This window comes from Klebsiella spallanzanii (assembly GCF_902158555.1).
In the GTDB taxonomy this organism is placed as follows: domain Bacteria; phylum Pseudomonadota; class Gammaproteobacteria; order Enterobacterales; family Enterobacteriaceae; genus Klebsiella; species Klebsiella spallanzanii.
The window spans coordinates 510,415-530,055 of record NZ_CABGGS010000012.1; the positions used below are offsets into that span (position 1 = coordinate 510,415).

Here is a 19,641-nt window from a genome sequence, read left to right on the forward strand (position 1 = left end):
TGAAAAATTTACAATTCCCGACAATTGGGATACGAGGAATGTTGTGTGGAAAGGTTTGATGCCATCGTAATTGGTGCCGGAGCGGCGGGAATGTTTTGTGCAGCGCAGGCAGGGCAGGCAGGATGCCGCGTTCTGTTGCTTGATAATGGCAAAAAGCCGGGACGCAAGATCCTGATGTCCGGGGGAGGCCGCTGCAACTTTACTAACATGTATATCGAACCCGCAGCATATCTCAGCCAAAACCCGCATTTTTGCAAATCTGCGCTGGCGCGCTACAGCCAGTGGGACTTTATCGATCTGGTTGGCAAATATGGTATCGCCTGGCATGAAAAGACGCTGGGCCAGCTTTTTTGCGATGATTCCGCCGAGCAAATCGTTAATCTGCTGCTGGCCGAGTGTAAAAAAGGCTGCGTGCAAATTCGCCTGCGCAGCGAAATTATCAGCGTTGAGCGGGATGATGAAGGTTTCACGCTGCAGCTTAACGGCGATACGGTGGCGGCGAAAAAGTTAGTGGTCGCTTCCGGTGGTCTGTCCATGCCTGGCCTGGGCGCTTCGCCATTCGGTTACAAGCTTGCCGAACAGTTTGGTCTGAAGGTGCTACCGACTCGCGCCGGGCTGGTGCCGTTCACTCTGCATAAGCCGCTGCTTGAACAACTGCAGGTGCTTTCCGGGGTATCGGTGCCGTCAACCATTACGGCTGAAAACGGTACCGTCTTCCGCGAAAATCTGCTCTTTACCCACCGTGGGCTGTCCGGCCCGGCGGTGCTGCAAATTTCCAGCTACTGGCAGCCGGGAGAATTCGTCAGTATCAATCTGCTGCCGGATTGCCATCTTAACGAGTTCCTCGACGAACAGCGTGCGGCGCATCCCAACCAGAGTCTGAAAAATACGCTGGCGATGCAGCTACCGAAGCGGCTGGTTGAGTGCCTGCAGCAGCTGGGCCAACTCCCGGATGTCACGCTGAAACAGCTTAACGTCCGCGAGCAGCAGGCGCTGGTTGAGACGCTGACCGAGTGGCGCGTGCAGCCGAACGGTACCGAAGGCTATCGCACGGCGGAGGTGACTCTCGGCGGCGTGGATACCAATGAGCTCTCTTCGCGCACCATGGAGGCCCGCAAGGTGCCGGGACTCTATTTTATCGGTGAAGTGATGGACGTGACCGGTTGGCTTGGCGGATATAACTTCCAGTGGGCCTGGGCGTCAGCCTGGGCATGCGCGCAGGCATTGGCGGAACGGAAATAACCGCTTGCTCTGTATCAGCGGACCAGGCTCCGTCTTATCCGCTAATATTATGCTGCTTTAATTTGTGACGCAGAGGCCTGGTATTGTTCCTTTCTGCTGTCAGGGCTGACCGTCAAAGCGATGTATCGCCTGACGCAGGAAATCCACTACCCGCCGGGCTTCGGGCCGCAGTTCCGTTTGCCGCAGGCTCGCCACTCCGACGTCCATCCACGTCATACAATCGTCGACCGTGCGTCGCATCACGCGCAGCCCCTCAAGCGACCAGGGACGCCAAACGAGGTCCGAAAGGATCGTGACGCCCTTACCCTGTGAAACAAAAGTGCGGATAGCCTCGAAGGAGTTGGTGCGGTAGCGAATATCCGGCTGCCCGCCGCGCTGCCGCCAGACGTCAAGGATCACGGTGGGGTAATCATCGGTCTCAAGCAGCAAAAACGGGACCTTTGCGATATCGGCCAGCCGCAGTTCCGGCTGGCTGAGTAAAGGGTGGCCGATAGGTGCCCACAGACGACGCAGGGAGCGCAGGAAAGTATCGATCGTCAGATCATCATCGTGGCGAATGTTTGACGTCAACACCAGGCAAAAGTCGACCTCCTGCTGATGTAAGGCTGTTATCAGCGCTTGTGATGAACCTTCCTGAAAATGGATCTCCAGTAGCGGGAAGCGGCGCTCCAGTTCGCTATAAATGCCGGGTAGCAGATAGGCCGAGAGTGTTTCAGCGATGCCTACCCGCACGCAGCCGGTGGTCATTTCCGGCTGATTGTGCAGGTCGTTAATCGCGGCTTCGCTATCAGAGAGGATTTTGCGCGCATGGCTCAGAAAGCGTTCCCCGTCGACGGTCAGCTCAATGCCCTTTGGATGGCGAACAAAGAGCTGCGTGTTCATAATCGTTTCCAGATTACGCATCGCGACCGTCATTGATGACTGAGAGATATGGCAACGCCCGGCGGCTTTTGAGATTTGTAGCGTCTCGGCCAGCGCGACGTAGAATTCCAGCTGTCTTAGGGTGAACTTCATAGTTTCAAACTATACGCCTGAATGAAAACTTTATATTAGCACTGGCTTATTCGTGAGCAGTACCCTGAATGGCATAGGTTTAAGGTAAATCAAGGAGTTTGTATGCCTTATCTTCTGCTCGCCCTGGCTGCTTGTTTCTGGGGCGGTAATTATGTGATTGGTCACCTGCTGGTATCGCAGGTTGACCCTATTGTGCTATCAGCGCTGCGCTGGTGGGCTACTGCTATCTTGTTGATGATGCTATATTTTCGCCAGGTTAAACAACAGTGGCCAGCGATAAAACAGGCGAAAGGGATTGTTTTCTTTCTGGCACTGTGCGGCCAGGTTTTATTTCCCCTGACACTCTATGTCGGTCTGCAATATACCTCATCATTGAATGCGGCAATTTATTTATCGACGACCCCGGCGATGGTGTTACTGATTAATCGCTTTATATTCCATGAGCGTATTTCGATGGGAAATGTCGCGGGCGTAATATTAAGTTCCTGCGGTGTTATCTGGCTTATTTTGCAAGGAAACGTCACGGACTGGTCAACTTTGCGCAACCTGAATCGGGGCGATCTCTGGACCATGGGTTCGGCGATAAGCTGGGCGGCCTACTGCGCTTTTTTGCGCCTGAAGCCGAAAGAGGTGGCCGGTAATGGCTTTGTCGCCGTCAGCGCCTCGGTGGGGGCGATTATGCTGCTGCCGGTTTTGATGGCGAATACGATGCAGGCGGCCGATCTGGATTTAGCACCTTACCTGTCGCTGAATTTCCTTCTCGGACTGGCTTATCTGGTGATTTTCCCTTCCTGGCTCTCTTACCTTTTGTGGAATAAAGGCATTGCGGCGATTGGCGCCACGCGTGGGGAGGTATTCTCGCACCTCATTCCGCTCAGCGGCGGCCTGTTCAGCATTCTCTTTCTGCACGCGCCGCTCTATACGTACCACCTGATCAGCGCGCTGGCGATTGTCTGTGGTATTACCCTGTGCTCGCGTTCGCGCCGGGTTAGTGAGTCCCACGCTTTATGAGTGAGAGGACTTCTCTTCCCTCGGCAGGCACTGCAAATGGCCGTGGCGTACGCCGCGCTGGGCGATGACATCATCGGCAAAATGCTGAACATCGCCCATATCGCCTTTCAGCACGGCAATCTCCAGGCAGTCGTCGTGGTTGATATGGACGTGCAGAGTGGCGACGGAGAGATCGTGATGATGATGTTGAGTCGAGACTAAACGGCTGGCTAAATCTCGCTTCTCATGTTCATAAACATACGAGAGCACCGCAAAGCCCTGAGTGCCGTGCTGCTGGGTGGTTTCCTGAGCCAGCGCGCCGCGCAGAATATCGCGGATAGCCTCGGAGCGGTTGTTGTAGCCACGGCGCTGGCTCAGGCTATCCAGCGTTTCGAGTAAATCGTCATCAAGGGTGATAGTGACACGTTGCATCTGTTAGACCTTATTACGGCGTACGGGAAAGGCGGGAAGTACCGCATTTTGTAACACGCGACCGGCGTGAGAAGAAAACGTTAATTTGTCGCCCACGGCCTGCGTCTCGACGATTTGCCCCTCGTCCATCACCATCACCCGCTGGCAAAAGCGTTCCACCAGACGTAAATCGTGGGTGATAAACAGGCAGGCGGTGCCGAACTGCTGTTGCAGTTTTTTGAGCAGACGAATGATGCCCGCCTGGAGTACCAGATCGAGGTTAGAAACCGCTTCATCGAGGATCAGCAATTTGGGCTCAACGACCAGCGCCCGCGCCAGGCAGACGCGCTGGAGCTGCCCGCCGCTCAGCTGCGTTGGTCGTTTGTCGAGCACGCTATCGTCGAGGTCCACTGCATTGAGCATTTCCCTGGCTCGGGCCAGTTGTTCCTGTTTCGTTAATGACAGCAGATGGCGCATCGGTTCGCGCAAAATCTCGCGTACGGTTTTACGCGGATTTACCGCGCTGATGGAATCCTGAAACACCATCTGAATATCCCGGCGAAATGCTTTCTGTTTGCTGCGATTGAGGTCGGAAAGCGGCTCGCCGCGCCAGCTGACGCTGCCCTCGGTGGGTGATTCCAGCCCAACCAGCAGGCGCGCCAGCGTGCTTTTTCCGCAGCCGCTACGCCCCAGCAGGGCGACGGTTTCGCCGTTTTTCAGCGCTAAAGAGACCTCTTTTAGCACCGGTAAGTTTGCGTATCGGTGCGAGAGCGTAGAGACGCTGAGTAATGTCATAAGACCCGCTCCAGCCCATACAGGGCGAGATGTGCGGCAACCAGACTGCGGGTGATGCTGTGCTGTGGCGCGTTGAAGATGGTTTCGACATCTCCTTGTTCCACGATCTTGCCGTTGTCCATCACCGCCACGTCGTCCGCCAGTCGCGCGACGACGCCCATATCGTGAGTGACCAGCAGCATTCCGGGGGCACGGTTGCGCATTATGCTCTCCAGTAGATCGAGAATGCGCGCCTGGGCGACGACGTCCAGATCGGTGGTCGGTTCATCGGCGATAATAAACGGCGCATCGCACAGCAGCGTCATCGCAATCATCATCCGCTGCAGCATGCCGCCGCTCATCTCAAAGGGATAAAGCTTCAGTACGCGCTCTGCCTTCTCCAGGCCGACGGACTCTAACGCACTGATAAGCGTAGCGTCATCTGATGGTTTACCTAATGCCCGGCAGGTTTCCCGCGCGTGAGCCGCCATAGTATGCAACGGATTAAAGGCGCTGCGCGGGTTTTGCATAATGGTGGCGATTTCCACACCACGCAGTTCGCTGGGTGAAACGGGTTTGCCGTCCGCAAGAATGGCTCCTGCCGTCTGGTGCACGCCTGCGGGCAGAATGCCCAGCGCAGCGGCGCAGGTCAGGGACTTTCCGCAACCGCTGCCGCCGACTAGCGCCAGCACGCGTCCGCGTTTGAGGGCCAACGAGGCGCCGTGCACCAGCGGACGTTCGGCCTGTAAGGTAATATTTTGCAGTTCAATCTGTTGCGGCATCAGTGGGCATGCTCCGTTTCCAGATGGGGATCCAGGCGATCGCGCAGCGCGTCACCCACCATATTGAAGGCCATCACGCTGATAAACAGCGCCAGCCCCGGCCAGAACATTTGCAGCGGCTGGGTCCAGATGTACTGGCGGGCGTCGTTAATCATCACTCCCCATTCGGCGGTTGGCGCGGTCACGCCGAGGCCGAGGAACGACATTCCGGCGACGTGCAGCATCATATGGCCAATATCCAGGGTCGCCAGCACCAGCAGCGAGGGGATCACGGCACCTGCTAAGTGGTCGACAAACACCCGAACATGGCCCGCGCCGGAAAGCCGGGAGGCAAGCACAAATTCGCGCTGGCGCAAGGAGATCGTCAGGCTGCGCACCATCCGCGCGTACCACGCCCAGTGCGACAGGGCGATGGCGATAATCACGTTGGTCAGCCCGGTTCCCAGCACGCCGACCATAAAGAAAGAGAGGATCGAGGTCGGGAAGGTCATAAACATATCGGCGACGCGCATGGTGACCTGATCGACACGGCCGCCAATCAGCCCTGCGCTACCGCCGACGATCAGCCCCAGAGCCAACACCAGCAGCAGGCAAGCCATCACCGAGCCAAGCGACACGCGGGTTGCCGCCAGCAGGCGCGAGAAAATATCGCGCCCCAGATGGTCGGTACCCAGCCAGTGTTGGCTGTCAGGTGACAGCAGGCGCGAAGGTAAATCAATCGCCTGCGGATCGTAAGGTAACCACCACTGGCTGGTGAGCGCAATCACCGCCAGCAGGGCAATCATGATTAAAGAGAGGCGGACGGGCCAGCGCGATGAGAGGACAAAGTTCACGAGTGCGCTCCTTCATGGCGGCGAATACGCGGATCCAGCGCGGCGTTCAGCAAGTCAACAATCAGGTTACAGACTACAAAAACGGTAACCATCATCAGCGTAAAGCACTGAATAACCGGGTAGTCGCGGTTAAATATCGCCGAGACGGCATAGCGCCCCACGCCGGGCCAGGCAAAAATATTCTCGATGATCATGGTGCCGCCTATCAGTTCGCCGATATGCATGCCGACGGCGGTGATCATTGGCAGCGAAGCGTTACGCAGGATATGGCGACGCTCGATTTGCTTGTCGTTGAGACCGCGCAGCCGCGCCCAGGTCACGTGACGCTGCCCGGCGACCTCCAGCATGCTGGCGCGCAGCAGACGGGCGTTAATCGCCAGCGACATAAAGGCAATTGATACCGCAGGCAGAATGATGTGTTGCCAGCCGCCATAGCCCATGGCAGGCAGCCATTGCAGATATACCGAGAAGAGCATCACCAGCAGAAAGGCGAGCCAGAAGTTGGGCATTGAGACGCCGAGGAAAGCGATAACCCGCACAACAAAATCCGGTAGACGGTCACGATGGCGCGCCGCCCAAATGCCAAGCGGTACCGAGGTGAGTAGGATCAGTATCAGCGCCGCGCCCGCCAGCTGTAACGTAGCTGGCAGGAAGTTCAGCACATCGTCCAGCACCGGACGCTGAGTCGCGAACGAGATACCGAAATCCAGGTGCAGCGCCTTCCACAGCCAGGCGCCGTACTGCACGATAAGCGGCTGATCCAGCCCCAGCATCACGCGGGTGGAAGCGACCATCTCCGGTGTCGGCGGCAGGTTCGACAGGCGCAAATAGTCGAGCGCCGGATCGCCGGTCCCCAGACGCAGCATTAAAAAGATAATCACTGAGGCGGCGAAAATCATCGGGATCAGCAGCGCCATACGCCGTAATGCGTAACGCAACATCAGGGTTTCACCGGCTTAATCTGTTCAAACGGAATTTCCGAGGCAATCGGCGCGTAGGGAATTGCGCCCAGCTCCGGTCTGGCGACCACCATCATCGAGACATAGCTGATAGGCAAATAGACGGCGTCATTGTGCAGGCGGGTCAGAATGTCGCGATACAATACCTGACGCTGGGCTTTATCGCTGGTTTCCAGCACCTCGCCAATCTCTTTATCAATAATCGGTTTATCGGCTAAACCCTGCTGGGCCTGAAAATCAGCATGGGACGGGACGCGCATCGAGCTCATAAAGGCGTGGGGGTCGTACGGCGCCCCCCAGGTGCGGTTGAAAATCATGCCGAAGCGACCGTCGCGCTGGCGGGCATAAATACTGCTCTCTTCCTCACCGACCAGCGCCACGTCGACGCCAATCTGGCGCATATCAGCCTGGATGATTTCCGCCATCGATTTGCTCAACGCATCGGTACCAATAAACGACAGCTCAATGCGCAGCGGCTGGCCGTTTTTCTCTCGGATGTCTTTGCCCGCGGGCATTATCCAGCCCGCGTTTTCCAGCAATGCTTTTGCCTGCTGCGGGTCGTACTGGCGGGGTTTCAGGCCGATATCCGCGTAGGGGACGGTGGGAGAAAACAGCGTATCGGCTACCTGTTGGGTGCCGTACAGGGCGTTATCGATCAGCGATTTTTTATTTACCGCGTAGTTCAGCGCTTCGCGTACTGCCAGCTCGTTAGTCGGTGCCTTTGCGGAGTTCAGCGCCAGCATGACCGTTTCAATCGGCTGCGAAAGCTGGGTTCGGTAAGCGGGGTTGTGGCTGAAGCGGGCGAAGGTGTCGAGCGGCAGCAGCCCTTCATTGCCGTACAGCAGGTCGATATCGCCGGTTTCAAACGCCACCGCACGGGTGGTCGGGTCCGGGATCACCTTGACGGTAATCTTTTGAATCTGCGGTTTTTCGCCCCAGTAGCGGTCGTTACGTACCAGCACGTCGTACTGATTGAGTTTTGATTCCTTAAGCATCCACGGACCGGTGCCAATCGGCGCTTTAATGCCGTGTAGGGTCTCGTTGTCTTTAAACTGCGACGGGGCGATAAAGCGGAAAGGACGCGGCAGGGACAGTTCTTGCAGGAACGGGTAATACGCGCTTTTCAGGGTAATTTGCAGTTGGTTTTTGCTGAGTGCCTTGACGTCGACTATCTGATTGACCAGCTCCAGCCAGGCGTGGCGCTGACGGTTATCGAGCACCGCGCGGAAGTTTTCCGCGGCAGCATGCGCGTCGAACGCTTCGCCGTTGGAAAATGTTACGTCATCGCGCAGGGTAAAGGTCCAGATTTTACCGTCCGCCGAGTGGGTCCAGCTTGTTGCCAGCCACGGGGTAACCGAACCGTCCGCCTGATACTTCACCAGCGGTTCATACACCATGCTCTGGGCAAACATCTGGTTGGGCGTATAGAGGTGCGGATTGAGCGGCCCGACGTTGACCGGCCAGGCGGTGGTGATTTCGTTGGCGGAGGCATTGGCCAGCAAAGGTGCGCAGGCGATTAGCGCCAGCAGGGCGGTGCGGATGATAGACAAGGCTTTTTCTCAGCAACAGGAAAGTATGACGATTTTAAGGATTCATCATACTTTCAGCGTAAGCTGGATCAATATTTGGCCTGAAAGTATAAGAAAACAGTATATATATTTTGACGGTATGAAATGGAGAACAAGCCTGCCGCAGCTCCGGCACATCTCCCGGAGGCGGCGCTTGACGCGCCTGTCCGGGCTACCGGCCCGCAGACGGCAGTGAACCTGTAGCCCGGTCAGCGCAGCGCCACCGGGACGAAGCAGCGCCGGTGTATCAGGTTCGGCGTATTTCCCGGAGGCGGCGCTTGACGCGCCTTGTCCGGGCTACCGGCCCGCAGACAGTTGTGAACCCGTAGCCCGGTCAGCGCAGCGCCACCGGGACGAAGCAGCGCCGGTGTATCAGGTTCGGCGTATTTCCCGGAGGCGGCGCTTGACGCGCCTGTCCGGGCTACCGGCCCGCAGACGGTTGTGAACCTGTAGCCCGGTCAGCGCAGCGCCACCGGAACGAAGCAGCGCCGGTGTATCAGGTTCGGCGTATTTCCCGGAGGCGGCGCTTGACGCGCCTTGTCCGGGCTACCGGCCCGCAGACGGTTGTGAACCTGTAGCCCGGTCAGCGCAGCGCCACCGGGACGAAGCAGCGCCGATGTATCAGGTTCGGCGTATTTCCCGGAGGCGGCGCTTGACGCGCCTTGTCCGGGCTACCGGCCCGCAGACGGCAGTGAACCTGTAGCCCGGTCAGCGCAGCGCCACCGGGCGCTTTATGTTTTGAACAGGTCGAGCAGCGTGGCGACCTGCTCATCAATCGGTGTTAAATCACGCTTAACGATCAGATGCAGCGGCGTTGCCCGCCGTGCGCCGTGGCCCAGCGGCAGCGCCTTCAGCACCCCTTGTTTGAGCTGTGGGCGAATACGCTCTTCCGGTAGCCAGCCGAAACCAACCTGATATAAAACCGCATCAATGGCGGCATCAATGGTGGAAAACGTCCATGCATCGCGGGCGGATTGTGGGTCGTTGCTGCGGTCAGCGATGCGCACCAGCGGCCAGGGGGCCAGCGCATTATCATCCAGCGGCCCCTCGAAGGCCGAAAGCGGGTGATCGCGATGGGCGACGGCGACAAAATCAATATTCATCAGCCACTCTCCGCGCCCGGTAATATCCTGACGGCGGGTCAGCACCATCACGTCGGCCTCGGTGCGGGCAGGGTGTTCTTCCTCAAGGTTTTCCAGCACTTCGGTCAGCCTCACCTGGGTTTGCGGGTAGCGCTGCTGAAACTGACGCAGAATGGCAAACAGCCGTTCGCGGGGGAAAATGCTGTCGACTACCAGGTCCAGCCGGGTCCGCGCGCCGTCGCGCAGGGTCGTGGCATGGGTTTCGACATAAGCGAAAGCTTGCAGCAGCGGTTTAACCTGACCGAGCAGCAGCTCACCCGCCGGGGTCAGCACCGCACGACGGCCCGATGGCGTGAGCAGCGTGACGCCCAGACGCTCTTGTAATAGCGCGAGATTATAGCTGACCGAGGACTGGCTGCGGTGGGTCTCCTCCGCCGCCTTCGCAAAGCTACCCAGCTCAACAACCTTTTCCAGTAGCGCCCATTGCTCGAGGGTGGTCTTGTGCATAATTAATCTAAAAAGTGGATGAATTTAATCAAAACATAGCGTTATTTATCCATTTTTTAAAGCAGTATGCTTGTTCTCAACAAAAAGAGGAGAACAGATTATGAGCACTTTCGACAAACATGACCTCAGCGGTTTTATCGGCAAACATCTGGTTTATACCTACGATAATGGCTGGAACTACGAGATTTACGTTAAAAACAGCACGACTCTGGATTATCGAATTCATAGCGGGATCGTGGCGAATCGTTGGGTAAAAGATCAGCAGGCATACATTGTTCGCGTAGGTGAAAGCATTTATAAAATTTCCTGGACCGAACCGACCGGCACCGACGTGAGCCTGATTGTTAACCTCGGTGACAAACTGTTCCACGGCACTATCTTTTTCCCGCGCTGGGTAATAAATAACCCGGAAAAAACCGTCTGCTTCCAGAACGATCATATCCCGCTGATGGTGTCTTACCGCGAAGCCGGTCCAGCTTACCCAACAGAAGTGATCGATGAGTTTGCCACTATCACCTTTGTTCGCGATTGCGGTGCGGATAACGACGAAGTGATTAATTGCCCGGCTAACGAATTACCCGATAACTTTCCTGCAAATCTGTAATACTTACGAAATAATTTTATGATTCGACTGGATTTTTAATATTTCGTAGACCATGTTTAAAGATGGTTTATTAAAATCTGGTTTAACGTCCGTTTACTTTCCGCCAGAGCGTTCCCGCTATTTCTGCGTCAAGTGGGAGCGCCACATCTCTCATGAATACGCTAAATTAAACCTATCTAACTGATTTTTAATCAAATTGTAATGCATATCTAATTAATATTAATTTCTTAATATTATCCTAAGCAAACCTGTCTAAATTTAATAACATCTGAATATCCTGTAATGGAATGCGCCATCGAACTGATTTCGCTTTCATTTTCATTTTGTTTAAGTCAGCAGGTGCAGGATATTTCTTATCGACCCCATTTCTCGTCGGGTCATTTACAGAACAGGAACATGATGAGCGATTTTTTGCCGTTTTCGCGCCCGTCGATGGGCGACGCAGAGCTGGCTGCGCTGCGTGAAGTTTTGCAATCGGGCTGGATCACCACCGGGCCGAAAAATCAGGCGCTGGAAGAGGCGTTCTGCATCCTAACCGGTAACCGTCACGCCATTGCTGTTAGTTCGGCGACCGGCGGTATGCACGTCACGCTTATGGCGCTGGGAATCGGCGCGGGCGATGAAGTGATCACCCCTTCTCAGACCTGGGTCTCCACGCTGAACATGATCTGCCTGCTCGGCGCAACCCCGGTGATGATCGATGTCGATCCCGATAATCTGATGGTGACGCCTGAAGCGGTGGAAGCGGCGATCACTCCGCGTACTAAAGCGATCGTGCCCGTGCACTATGCGGGCGCGCCGGTGGATATCGACGCTATTCGCGCCATAGGCGAGCGGCACGGTATTCCGGTGATTGAAGATGCCGCCCACGCGGCGGGGACGTACTACAAAGGTCACCATGTCGGCTGGCGCGGTACCGCCATCTTCTCGTTCCATGCGATCAAAAATATGACCTGCGCCGAAGGCGGACTGGTGGTGACCGACGACGATGAGCTGGCGGCGCGTATCCGCAGCCTGAAGTTCCACGGTCTCGGCGTTGACGCCTATGACCGTCAGACCCTGGGTCGCGCCCCGCAGGCGGAGGTGATTTCTCCGGGTTTTAAATACAATCTGGCGGATATCAACGCCGCGCTGGCCCTGGTGCAGCTGGATAAACTGGCCCACGCCAATCTGCGGCGCGCCAAAATTGCCCAACGTTACTTGAGCGAATTGGCGGATACCCCATTCAAGCCGTTGGCGGTACCCGATTGGGAACATCAGCACGCCTGGCACCTGTTTATTATCCGCGTCGACGAGGCCACCTGCGGTATCAGCCGCGATGCTCTGATGGAAAAACTGAAAGCCATGGGCATCGGCACCGGCCTGCACTTCCGCGCGGCGCATACGCAAAAGTATTACCGCGAGCGTTTCCCTGACGTTTCATTACCGCATACGGAATGGAACAGCGCGCGCATTTGTTCCATTCCGTTGTTCCCGGATATGACCGATGACGATGTCACTCGGGTCATTGCCGCACTGCACCAGCTGTCAGGACGTTGATATGTTTACCTATCCTCCCGTGAAAAAGGTCTCGGTCGTTATTCCTGTTTATAACGAACAGGAGAGCCTGCCGGAGCTTATCCGCCGCACCGATACCGCCTGCGCGACGCTCGGACGCCAGTATGAAATTCTGCTGGTCGACGACGGTAGTAGCGATGATTCGGCGCGGATGTTAACCGAAGCCGCCGAGGCCGAAGGCAGCCATGTGGTGGCGGTGCTGCTAAACCGCAACTACGGCCAGCACTCGGCGATTATGGCGGGCTTCAGCCACGTCACCGGCGATCTGATCATTACCCTTGATGCCGACCTGCAAAACCCGCCGGAAGAGATCCCGCGTCTGGTGGAGAAGGCCGATGAGGGCTACGACGTGGTCGGTACCGTTCGCCAGAACCGCCAGGATACCTTTTTCCGTAAAAGCGCCTCGAAGATGATCAACCGCCTGATCCAGCGCACTACCGGTAAAGCGATGGGCGACTATGGCTGCATGCTGCGCGCCTATCGCCGCCACATTATCGACGCCATGCTCAACTGCCATGAGCGCAGCACGTTTATCCCGATCCTGGCGAATACCTTTGCCCGCCGGGCGGTCGAGATCCCGGTAATGCACGCCGAGCGTGAATTTGGTGATTCCAAATACAGCTTTATGCGCCTGATTAACCTGATGTACGACCTGGTGACCTGCCTGACCACCACGCCGCTGCGCCTGTTGAGCCTGTTCGGCAGCGCCATCGCCCTGCTGGGCTTCGCCTTCGGCCTGCTGCTGGTGGTGCTGCGCCTGGTGTTTGGCCCACAGTGGGCGGCGGAAGGGGTGTTTATGCTCTTCGCGGTGCTGTTCATGTTTATCGGCGCCCAGTTTGTCGGTATGGGCCTGCTTGGGGAGTATATCGGCCGCATCTATAACGATGTCCGCGCCCGTCCCCGCTACTTTATTCAACGTGTTGTTCGCCAGCCGGAAACGGCATCTCAAGAGGAAGATCGTTCATGAAAGCCGTAGTCTTCGCTTATCACGATATGGGTTGTGCAGGTATTCAGTCTCTGCTGGATGCCGGTTATGACATCGCCGCTATTTTTACCCATCCGGATAACCCTGGCGAAAACCATTTCTTTGGCTCCGTGGCGCGTATTGCCGCAGAGCAAGGCATTCCTGTGTGGGCGCCAGAAGACGTAAACCATCCGCTGTGGATCGAACGTATCCGTGAGATAAAACCGGACGTGCTGTTCTCGTTCTATTACCGCAACCTGCTATGCGATGACATTCTGAACCTCGCACCGCAGGGGGCTTTTAACCTCCACGGTTCTCTGTTGCCGAAATACCGTGGCCGTGCGCCGCTGAACTGGGTGCTGGTGAATGGTGAAAGCGAAACCGGCGTGACGCTGCATCGTATGGTTAACCGCGCCGATGCCGGGAATATCGTGGCGCAGAAAAGCGTGGCTATTGGCGCAGATGACGCGGCGCTGGTTCTGCATCGTAAACTCTGTGCTGCGGCATCCGAACTGCTGGGCCAGGCGCTGCCGGCGATCCGCAATGGCAAAATCGAAGAGCGCGGGCAGGATGAAAGCCAGGCAACTTACGTGGGTCGCCGCACGCCGGAAGATGGCCGTCTTGACTGGGAGCAATCTGCCCAAACGCTGCATAACCTCGTGCGTGCGGTCTCCGACCCGTGGCCGGGGGCGTTCGGCTATGCCGGGGCCAACAAGTTTATCGTCTGGAAGTCCCGCGTGCGCCACGATCTAAGCGCTGCCAAAGCGGGGACGGTGATTTCCGTTGCGCCGCTGGTTGTTGCCTGTCAGGAAGGGGCGCTGGAAATCATCACCGGGCAGACCGAGCGCGGCGTTTATATGCAGGGTACGCAGCTGGCGCAGGCGCTGGGCCTGGTTGCCGGCGCGGTGCTGAGCAGCAAGCCGGTGGTAGCGATTAAGCGCCGCACCCGCGTGCTGATCCTCGGGGTGAACGGCTTTATCGGCAACCACCTGACCGAGCGCCTGTTGCAGGACGACAACTACGAGATTTACGGCCTGGATATTGGCTCTGACGCTATCAGCCGTTTCCTCGATAATCCGCGTTTCCACTTTGTGGAAGGCGATATCAGCATTCACTCCGAGTGGATCGAGTACCACATTAAGAAGTGCGACGTCGTGCTGCCGCTGGTGGCGATTGCCACGCCTATCGAATACACCCGCAACCCGCTACGCGTGTTCGAACTGGACTTCGAAGAGAACCTGAAGATCATCCGCGACTGCGTGAAATACGATAAGCGCATTATCTTCCCGTCGACGTCCGAAGTGTACGGCATGTGCACCGACAATAACTTCGATGAAGATAGTTCGAACCTGGTGGTCGGGCCGATCAACAAACAGCGCTGGATTTACTCGGTTTCCAAGCAGCTGCTGGACCGCGTGATCTGGGCCTATGGCGATAAGAACAACCTCAAGTTTACCCTGTTCCGCCCGTTCAACTGGATGGGGCCGCGTCTTGATAACCTTAACGCTGCGCGCATCGGCAGCTCCCGTGCCATCACTCAGTTGATCCTTAACCTGGTCGAAGGTTCGCCGATCAAGTTGATTGAGGGGGGGAAACAGAAGCGTTGCTTCACCGATATCAGCGACGGTATCGAAGCGCTGTTCCGTATTATTGAGAACAAAGATGGCCGCTGTGACGGGCAGATTATCAACATTGGCAACCCGGATAACGAAGCGAGTATCAAAGAGCTGGCGGAAATGCTGCTGGCCTGCTTTGAACGCCATCCGCTGCGCGACCGCTTCCCGCCGTTTGCCGGCTTCCGCGAAGTCGAAAGTAGCGATTACTACGGTAAAGGTTACCAGGACGTTGAGCACCGTAAGCCGAGCATCCGCAACGCGAAGCGCTGTCTGAACTGGGTGCCGACGGTGGAAATGGAAGAGACCGTGGAACACACTCTGGACTTCTTCCTGCGTACGGTTGAACTGACGGACGACAGTAAATCATGAAGCAGGTCGGCTTACGCATAGATGTCGATACCTTTCGCGGGACGCGGGACGGGGTCCCGCGGCTGCTGGCTCTGCTAAGCCAGCACGGGATTCAGGCAAGCTTCTTTTTCAGCGTCGGGCCGGACAATATGGGGCGTCACTTATGGCGCCTGGTAAAACCGAAGTTTCTGTGGAAGATGCTGCGCTCAAAGGCCGCTTCGCTGTACGGCTGGGATATCCTGCTGGCCGGTACCGCCTGGCCTGGGCGCAGAATCGGTGCGGGTAATGAAGAGGTTATTCGCGCTGCCGCTCAGGCGCATGAAATCGGTCTGCACGCCTGGGATCACTATAGCTGGCAGGCGTGGAGCGGCGTCTGGCCACAGGAACGCCTGACGCTGGAGGTTGAGCGTGGGCTGCTGGAGCTGGAGCGGATTATCGGCCGTCCGGTGGCCTGCTCCGCCGTGGCTGGCTGGCGTGCCGATCAGCGGGTCATCAAGGCCAAAGAAGCTTTTGATTTCCTCTATAACAGCGACTGTCGCGGGACAGGCCCGTTTCTGCCGCAGCTTGGCAGCGGCGCGCCGGGAACCGTGCAAATCCCGGTGACGTTACCGACCTGGGATGAAGTGGTCGGCAGCGCGGTGGATATTGCGGGCTTCAACCGCTATCTGCTGGATTGTATCCATCGCGATACGGGTACGCCGGTCTATACCATCCACGCTGAAGTTGAAGGTATTGCCTTTGCGCAACAGTTCGATGAACTGCTGACTATGGCCGCCCAGGAAGAGATCCAGTTTTGCCCGCTAAGCCAGCTGCTGCCCGCCGATTTTAGCGTGCTACCGCGAGGCAAGGTGGTTCGTGGTGAACTGGCTGGTCGCGAAGGCTGGCTTGGACGTGAACAATTACTCAATTCGGGTGTTTGATGAAAAGCATTCGCTACGGCGCGGCTCTGGTCGCCCTTTTTGCTCTCTATTATTTACTGCCGCTCAACTTCCGCCTGCTCTGGCAGCCTGATGAAACCCGCTATGCTGAGATCAGCCGCGAGATGCTGGCGACCGGCGACTGGGTGGTGCCACATTTCCTCGGCCTGCGCTATTTTGAAAAACCCATCGCCGGATACTGGATTAACAGCATTGGCCAGTGGCTATTCGGCCACAATAATTTTGGCGTCCGCTTCGGGGTGGTATTCTCTATTACCGTCACCACCCTGCTGGTGGCCTGGCTGGCATGGCGAATTTTCCGCGATAAACGCCTGGCGATCCTGTCGCCGGTTATCTTCCTGACCGCGATGCTGGTCTATGCGATCGGTACCTATGCGGTGCTGGATCCGATGATTACCATGTGGATGGCGCTGGCGATGTGTAGCTTCTGGGGCGCAGCGCAGGCCCAAAGCCACGGCAGCAAAATCGTTGGCTACGTCTTACTGGGCGTGGCCTGCGGAATGGGGGTGATGACCAAAGGCTTCCTCGCGCTGGCGGTGCCGGTGGTCGGGGTATTGCCGTGGGTGATTGCGCGTAAGCGCTGGCGCGAAGTGCTGACCTACGGCTGGCTGGCGGTGGGCGTCTGCGTGCTGGTAGTGCTGCCGTGGGGGCTTGCCATTGCCAAACGTGAACCGGACTTCTGGCGCTACTTCTTCTGGGTTGAACATATCCAGCGTTTTGCTGAAAAAGATGCTCAGCATAAAGCGCCGTTCTGGTACTACATACCGTTCCTGATTGCCGGGAGCCTGCCGTGGCTGGCGCTGCTGCCGGGAGCGCTCAAGCGCGGCTGGACCGAGCGCGATGAATCACGCGGGGCCCTGTATCTGTTGGGATGGGTGGCGATGCCGTTCCTGTTCTTCAGCATTGCCAAAGGTAAGTTGCCAACCTATATCTTGCCGTGTTTCGCGCCGCTGTCGATTTTGATGGCACGCTACGCGCTGGATGCCGCGAAGGCCGGGGCGAAGGCGTTGAAAATTAACGGCATGATCAACTTAGGCTTCGGTCTCATTGGCCTGGTCGCCGTGCTGGTCGTTTCGCCTTGGGGCTTTATGCACAATCCGGTGTGGAGCCATATTGAGCTGTATAAGTGCCTGCTGGCGGCGCTGATCTTTGGCTGCTGGGCGCTGATGGGCTGGCTGGCGATGAAGGACAATGGCCGCCGCTGGACCTTAGCCGCCATCTGCCCGCTGGGTCTGGCGCTGCTGGTGGGATTCGCTATCCCGGATCGGGTTATCGACAGCAAACAGCCGCAGTTCCTGGTGGATATTGTCAGCGAGTCGCTGACGCCAAGCCGCTACGTTTTGACCAATAATGTCGGCATTGCCGGCGGGTTGTCATGGGAGCTAAAGCGCAGCGATATTATATTGTTCGACAAGCAGGGCGAGTTGAAGTACGGCCTATCCTGGCCGGATGCGCAGAGCCAGTTTGTGGATAAAGAACAGTTTGCCGATTGGCTGGCTGCGCACCGCCAGCAGGGGCCGATTTCACTGGTTCTGCTGATGGACAAAGGAGAGAGTATGGCCGACTTACCGCTACCCAAACCTGATAACGCCTACGAGCTAGGCCGGGTGGTGTTTATCCAGTACTTGCCGCAATGAGCGTCTGGATCTGTCTGATTTTCGCCAGCCTGCTGAGCTGCGCCGGACAGCTGTGCCAGAAACAGGCAACCCGCCCGTCCAAATCCGGGCGGCGCGGGCACCACATCCTTGGCTGGCTGGGGTTAGCATTGCTCTCCCTGGGCTGCAGCATGCTGCTGTGGCTTAGCGTACTGCAGTCTATCCCGGTCAGCATTGCCTACCCGATGCTGAGCCTGAATTTTGTCTGGGTGACCCTTGCGGCGTGGGGGATCTGGCGCGAGCCGGTGGCGCGCCGCCACTGGGTTGGCGTAGGGCTGATCGTCGTCGGGATCGTTATTCTGGGGAGCCGCATCTGATGGGCTTAATCTGGGCATTATTCAGCGTCGGACTGGTGAGCGGCGCGCAGCTGTTGCTGCGTAGCGCCATGGTTGAACTACCGCCGCTGACGGATTTACTCACCTTTCTCAACCATCTGCTGCATCTGCGGGCGGGCACTTTTGGCCTGGCGTTTGGTCTTTTCGGTTATCTGCTGTCGATGGTCTGCTGGTATTTCGCCTTGCACCAATTACCGCTGGCGAAAGCCTATGCGCTGCTAAGCCTGAGCTACATTCTGGTGTGGGCCGCCGCCATCTGGCTCCCCGGCTGGCGTGAGCCTTTTCACTGGCAATCGCTGCTGGGCGTGCTGCTGATTGTCGCCGGGGTGCTGACTATTTTCTGGCCAGTGAAGCGCCGGGGCTAGCCTGGCAGCCGGCTTTTAGGCCGTCCCGGCCCGAGCAGTATGGCTAACTTACTGCCGCCTTTAGTGGTTTCCATCCAGATCTTACAGACGCTGGTTAGCGGCACCGAGAGCAGCATACCCACCGGGCCAAGCAGCCATCCCCAGACCAGTAAGGAGAGGAAAACGACCAGCGTCGACATACCCAGTCGATGGCCCATCATACGCGGTTCGAGAATATTGCCGATAATCATATGCACGACTAAAAAGAGCGCGCCAACCAGCAGGCATTCATAATAACCATTAAAGAGTAACGCCTGAATCATCGGTGGGACGGCGGAAATCACCGAGCCAATATTAGGTACATAGTTAAGCAGAAAAGCCAGCACTCCCCACATCAGCGCGAACTGAACCCCCATCAGCAATAAACCTAACCAGACAATGACTCCGGTCCACAGGCTGAGGAGCGTTTTCAGCGCCAGATAGTGCGAAACGCCTTTTAGCGCCCGGTGCAACCCGGCGATATGGATCTGGGGATTGTTAAGCGCAAAGCGCAGCTTGTAGGGCACATGGCGGACTTCAAAAAGCATAAAGACCACGGTCATGACCAGCAAAATGACGCTGGCCATTGCGCCTGAAAGCCCGGTCATCAGGGCGGTAGTGAACGTCATCAGCTTGTCAGAATCCATGCGCTGCAGCATACGTTCCGGGGACATGTGAATATGTAAAAATGGCAGCGCCTCCTGCAGCCGCAGGACTTTCGCCGTCAGCTCTTTATTGTACTTCGGCAGCATCGCGACAAATTCGTTAACTGATGCGGCCAGCACGCCAATTAATGCGGTGAGAACAATCAGCATCACTAACACCACAATCGTAATCGCCACCGGGCGACGGACGCCGCGGCGGATAAACCAGCTCACCAGAGGATTAAGGACAATAGCGAAGAACAGCGCCAGTAAAAGCTGTACGATGATATCCGCTGCGGCATGAATCCCGGCGAGGATAACCACTAGCGATGCCAGCTTGAGCAGGATATGCATGCCCGTTTTATCGGGCTGGGGGGTTGTCATTAACGGTTCCTTTCTTATGATTTTCATTAAGTGTAGCGGCTGGCTTGTTTC

At 57.0% G+C, this 19,641-nt stretch carries 19 protein-coding genes; 10 read left to right on the forward strand and 9 right to left on the reverse strand.

The annotated features are described in order from the left end of the window. Positions 1–45 precede the first annotated feature (45 nt). Positions 46–1,242 (forward strand): BaiN/RdsA family NAD(P)/FAD-dependent oxidoreductase, encoded by a 1,197-nt coding sequence (locus FN082_RS13550; RefSeq protein WP_142981779.1) that lies wholly within the window; start codon positions 46–48, stop codon positions 1,240–1,242. A 99-nt stretch (positions 1,243–1,341) separates the two neighbouring features. Here FN082_RS13550 and FN082_RS13555 read toward each other — a convergent pair whose 3' ends face one another. Further along, positions 1,342–2,256, reverse strand: coding sequence for a LysR family transcriptional regulator (locus FN082_RS13555; protein ID WP_139539067.1), 915 nt, complete (start codon positions 2,254–2,256; stop codon positions 1,342–1,344). A gap of 102 nt (positions 2,257–2,358) precedes the next feature. Between FN082_RS13555 and FN082_RS13560 the strand changes: the two genes are divergently transcribed. Further along, complete coding sequence (locus FN082_RS13560; RefSeq protein ID WP_142981780.1) at positions 2,359–3,267, forward strand: DMT family transporter; 909 nt, start codon at positions 2,359–2,361, stop codon at positions 3,265–3,267. Here FN082_RS13560 and nikR read toward each other — a convergent pair. The 7 genes from nikR to FN082_RS13595 form a co-directional block, all read right to left on the reverse strand. Further along, the gene (gene nikR / locus FN082_RS13565) at positions 3,262–3,678 is read right to left on the reverse strand and encodes a nickel-responsive transcriptional regulator NikR (RefSeq protein WP_139539065.1); all 417 of its coding nucleotides are present in this window, start codon (positions 3,676–3,678) and stop codon (positions 3,262–3,264) included. The two genes, FN082_RS13560 and nikR, sit on opposite strands and share 6 nt — an antisense overlap. A 3-nt stretch (positions 3,679–3,681) precedes the next feature. Continuing rightward, positions 3,682–4,452: a nickel import ATP-binding protein NikE gene (nikE, locus tag FN082_RS13570; protein WP_142981781.1), complete on the reverse strand. Its 771-nt coding sequence runs from the start codon at positions 4,450–4,452 to the stop codon at positions 3,682–3,684. Beyond that, positions 4,449–5,213, reverse strand: a complete 765-nt coding sequence (gene nikD / locus FN082_RS13575; RefSeq protein WP_142981782.1) for a nickel import ATP-binding protein NikD — start codon at positions 5,211–5,213, stop codon at positions 4,449–4,451. The genes nikE and nikD overlap by 4 nt, the downstream gene beginning before the upstream one ends. Beyond that, positions 5,213–6,046, reverse strand: coding sequence for a nickel ABC transporter permease subunit NikC (gene nikC, locus FN082_RS13580; RefSeq protein WP_142981783.1), 834 nt, complete (start codon positions 6,044–6,046; stop codon positions 5,213–5,215). The genes nikD and nikC overlap by 1 nt, the downstream gene beginning before the upstream one ends. Continuing rightward, positions 6,043–6,987, reverse strand: coding sequence for a nickel ABC transporter permease subunit NikB (gene nikB, locus FN082_RS13585; protein ID WP_142981784.1), 945 nt, complete (start codon positions 6,985–6,987; stop codon positions 6,043–6,045). Before nikB ends, nikC begins: the two co-directional genes overlap by 4 nt. Further along, a complete protein-coding gene (gene nikA / locus FN082_RS13590) occupies positions 6,987–8,555 on the reverse strand; it encodes a nickel ABC transporter substrate-binding protein (protein ID WP_142981785.1) in 1,569 nt (522 codons plus the stop codon). Before nikA ends, nikB begins: the two co-directional genes overlap by 1 nt. A 749-nt stretch (positions 8,556–9,304) precedes the next feature. Further along, a complete protein-coding gene (locus FN082_RS13595; protein ID WP_139539059.1) occupies positions 9,305–10,162 on the reverse strand; it encodes a LysR family transcriptional regulator in 858 nt (285 codons plus the stop codon). A gap of 97 nt (positions 10,163–10,259) precedes the next feature. Between FN082_RS13595 and FN082_RS13600 the strand changes: the two genes are divergently transcribed. The 8 genes from FN082_RS13600 to arnF all read left to right on the forward strand — a co-directional run bounded on the left by FN082_RS13600 (position 10,260) and on the right by arnF (position 18,544). Continuing rightward, a complete protein-coding gene (locus FN082_RS13600; protein ID WP_180349584.1) occupies positions 10,260–10,766 on the forward strand; it encodes a phenolic acid decarboxylase in 507 nt (168 codons plus the stop codon). A gap of 399 nt (positions 10,767–11,165) precedes the next feature. Next, entirely contained in the window at positions 11,166–12,305 is a 1,140-nt protein-coding gene (arnB, locus tag FN082_RS13605; RefSeq protein WP_139539090.1) for a UDP-4-amino-4-deoxy-L-arabinose aminotransferase, read from the forward strand. 1 nt (position 12,306) lies between these two features. After that, positions 12,307–13,290 (forward strand): undecaprenyl-phosphate 4-deoxy-4-formamido-L-arabinose transferase, encoded by a 984-nt coding sequence (gene arnC / locus FN082_RS13610; RefSeq protein ID WP_139539057.1) that lies wholly within the window; start codon positions 12,307–12,309, stop codon positions 13,288–13,290. Continuing rightward, on the forward strand, positions 13,287–15,272 hold the full coding sequence (gene arnA, locus FN082_RS13615) for a bifunctional UDP-4-amino-4-deoxy-L-arabinose formyltransferase/UDP-glucuronic acid oxidase ArnA (protein WP_142981786.1): 1,986 nt from the start codon (positions 13,287–13,289) through the stop codon (positions 15,270–15,272). The genes arnC and arnA overlap by 4 nt, the downstream gene beginning before the upstream one ends. Further along, positions 15,269–16,171 carry a 4-deoxy-4-formamido-L-arabinose-phosphoundecaprenol deformylase gene (gene arnD, locus FN082_RS13620; RefSeq protein ID WP_139539055.1) on the forward strand — a complete coding sequence of 301 codons (903 nt, stop codon included), beginning with the start codon at positions 15,269–15,271 and terminating at the stop codon, positions 16,169–16,171. Before arnA ends, arnD begins: the two co-directional genes overlap by 4 nt. After that, positions 16,171–17,826 (forward strand): lipid IV(A) 4-amino-4-deoxy-L-arabinosyltransferase, encoded by a 1,656-nt coding sequence (arnT, locus tag FN082_RS13625; protein WP_142981787.1) that lies wholly within the window; start codon positions 16,171–16,173, stop codon positions 17,824–17,826. Before arnD ends, arnT begins: the two co-directional genes overlap by 1 nt. Then, positions 17,823–18,161 carry a 4-amino-4-deoxy-L-arabinose-phosphoundecaprenol flippase subunit ArnE gene (gene arnE, locus FN082_RS13630; protein ID WP_142981788.1) on the forward strand — a complete coding sequence of 113 codons (339 nt, stop codon included), beginning with the start codon at positions 17,823–17,825 and terminating at the stop codon, positions 18,159–18,161. The genes arnT and arnE overlap by 4 nt, the downstream gene beginning before the upstream one ends. After that, positions 18,161–18,544, forward strand: a complete 384-nt coding sequence (gene arnF, locus FN082_RS13635) for a 4-amino-4-deoxy-L-arabinose-phosphoundecaprenol flippase subunit ArnF (RefSeq protein ID WP_139539053.1) — start codon at positions 18,161–18,163, stop codon at positions 18,542–18,544. Before arnE ends, arnF begins: the two co-directional genes overlap by 1 nt. Here the strand turns inward: arnF and FN082_RS13640 are convergent. Beyond that, on the reverse strand, positions 18,541–19,590 hold the full coding sequence (locus FN082_RS13640) for an AI-2E family transporter (RefSeq protein ID WP_139539052.1): 1,050 nt from the start codon (positions 19,588–19,590) through the stop codon (positions 18,541–18,543). The two genes, arnF and FN082_RS13640, sit on opposite strands and share 4 nt — an antisense overlap. Positions 19,591–19,641: the final 51 nt, after the last annotated feature.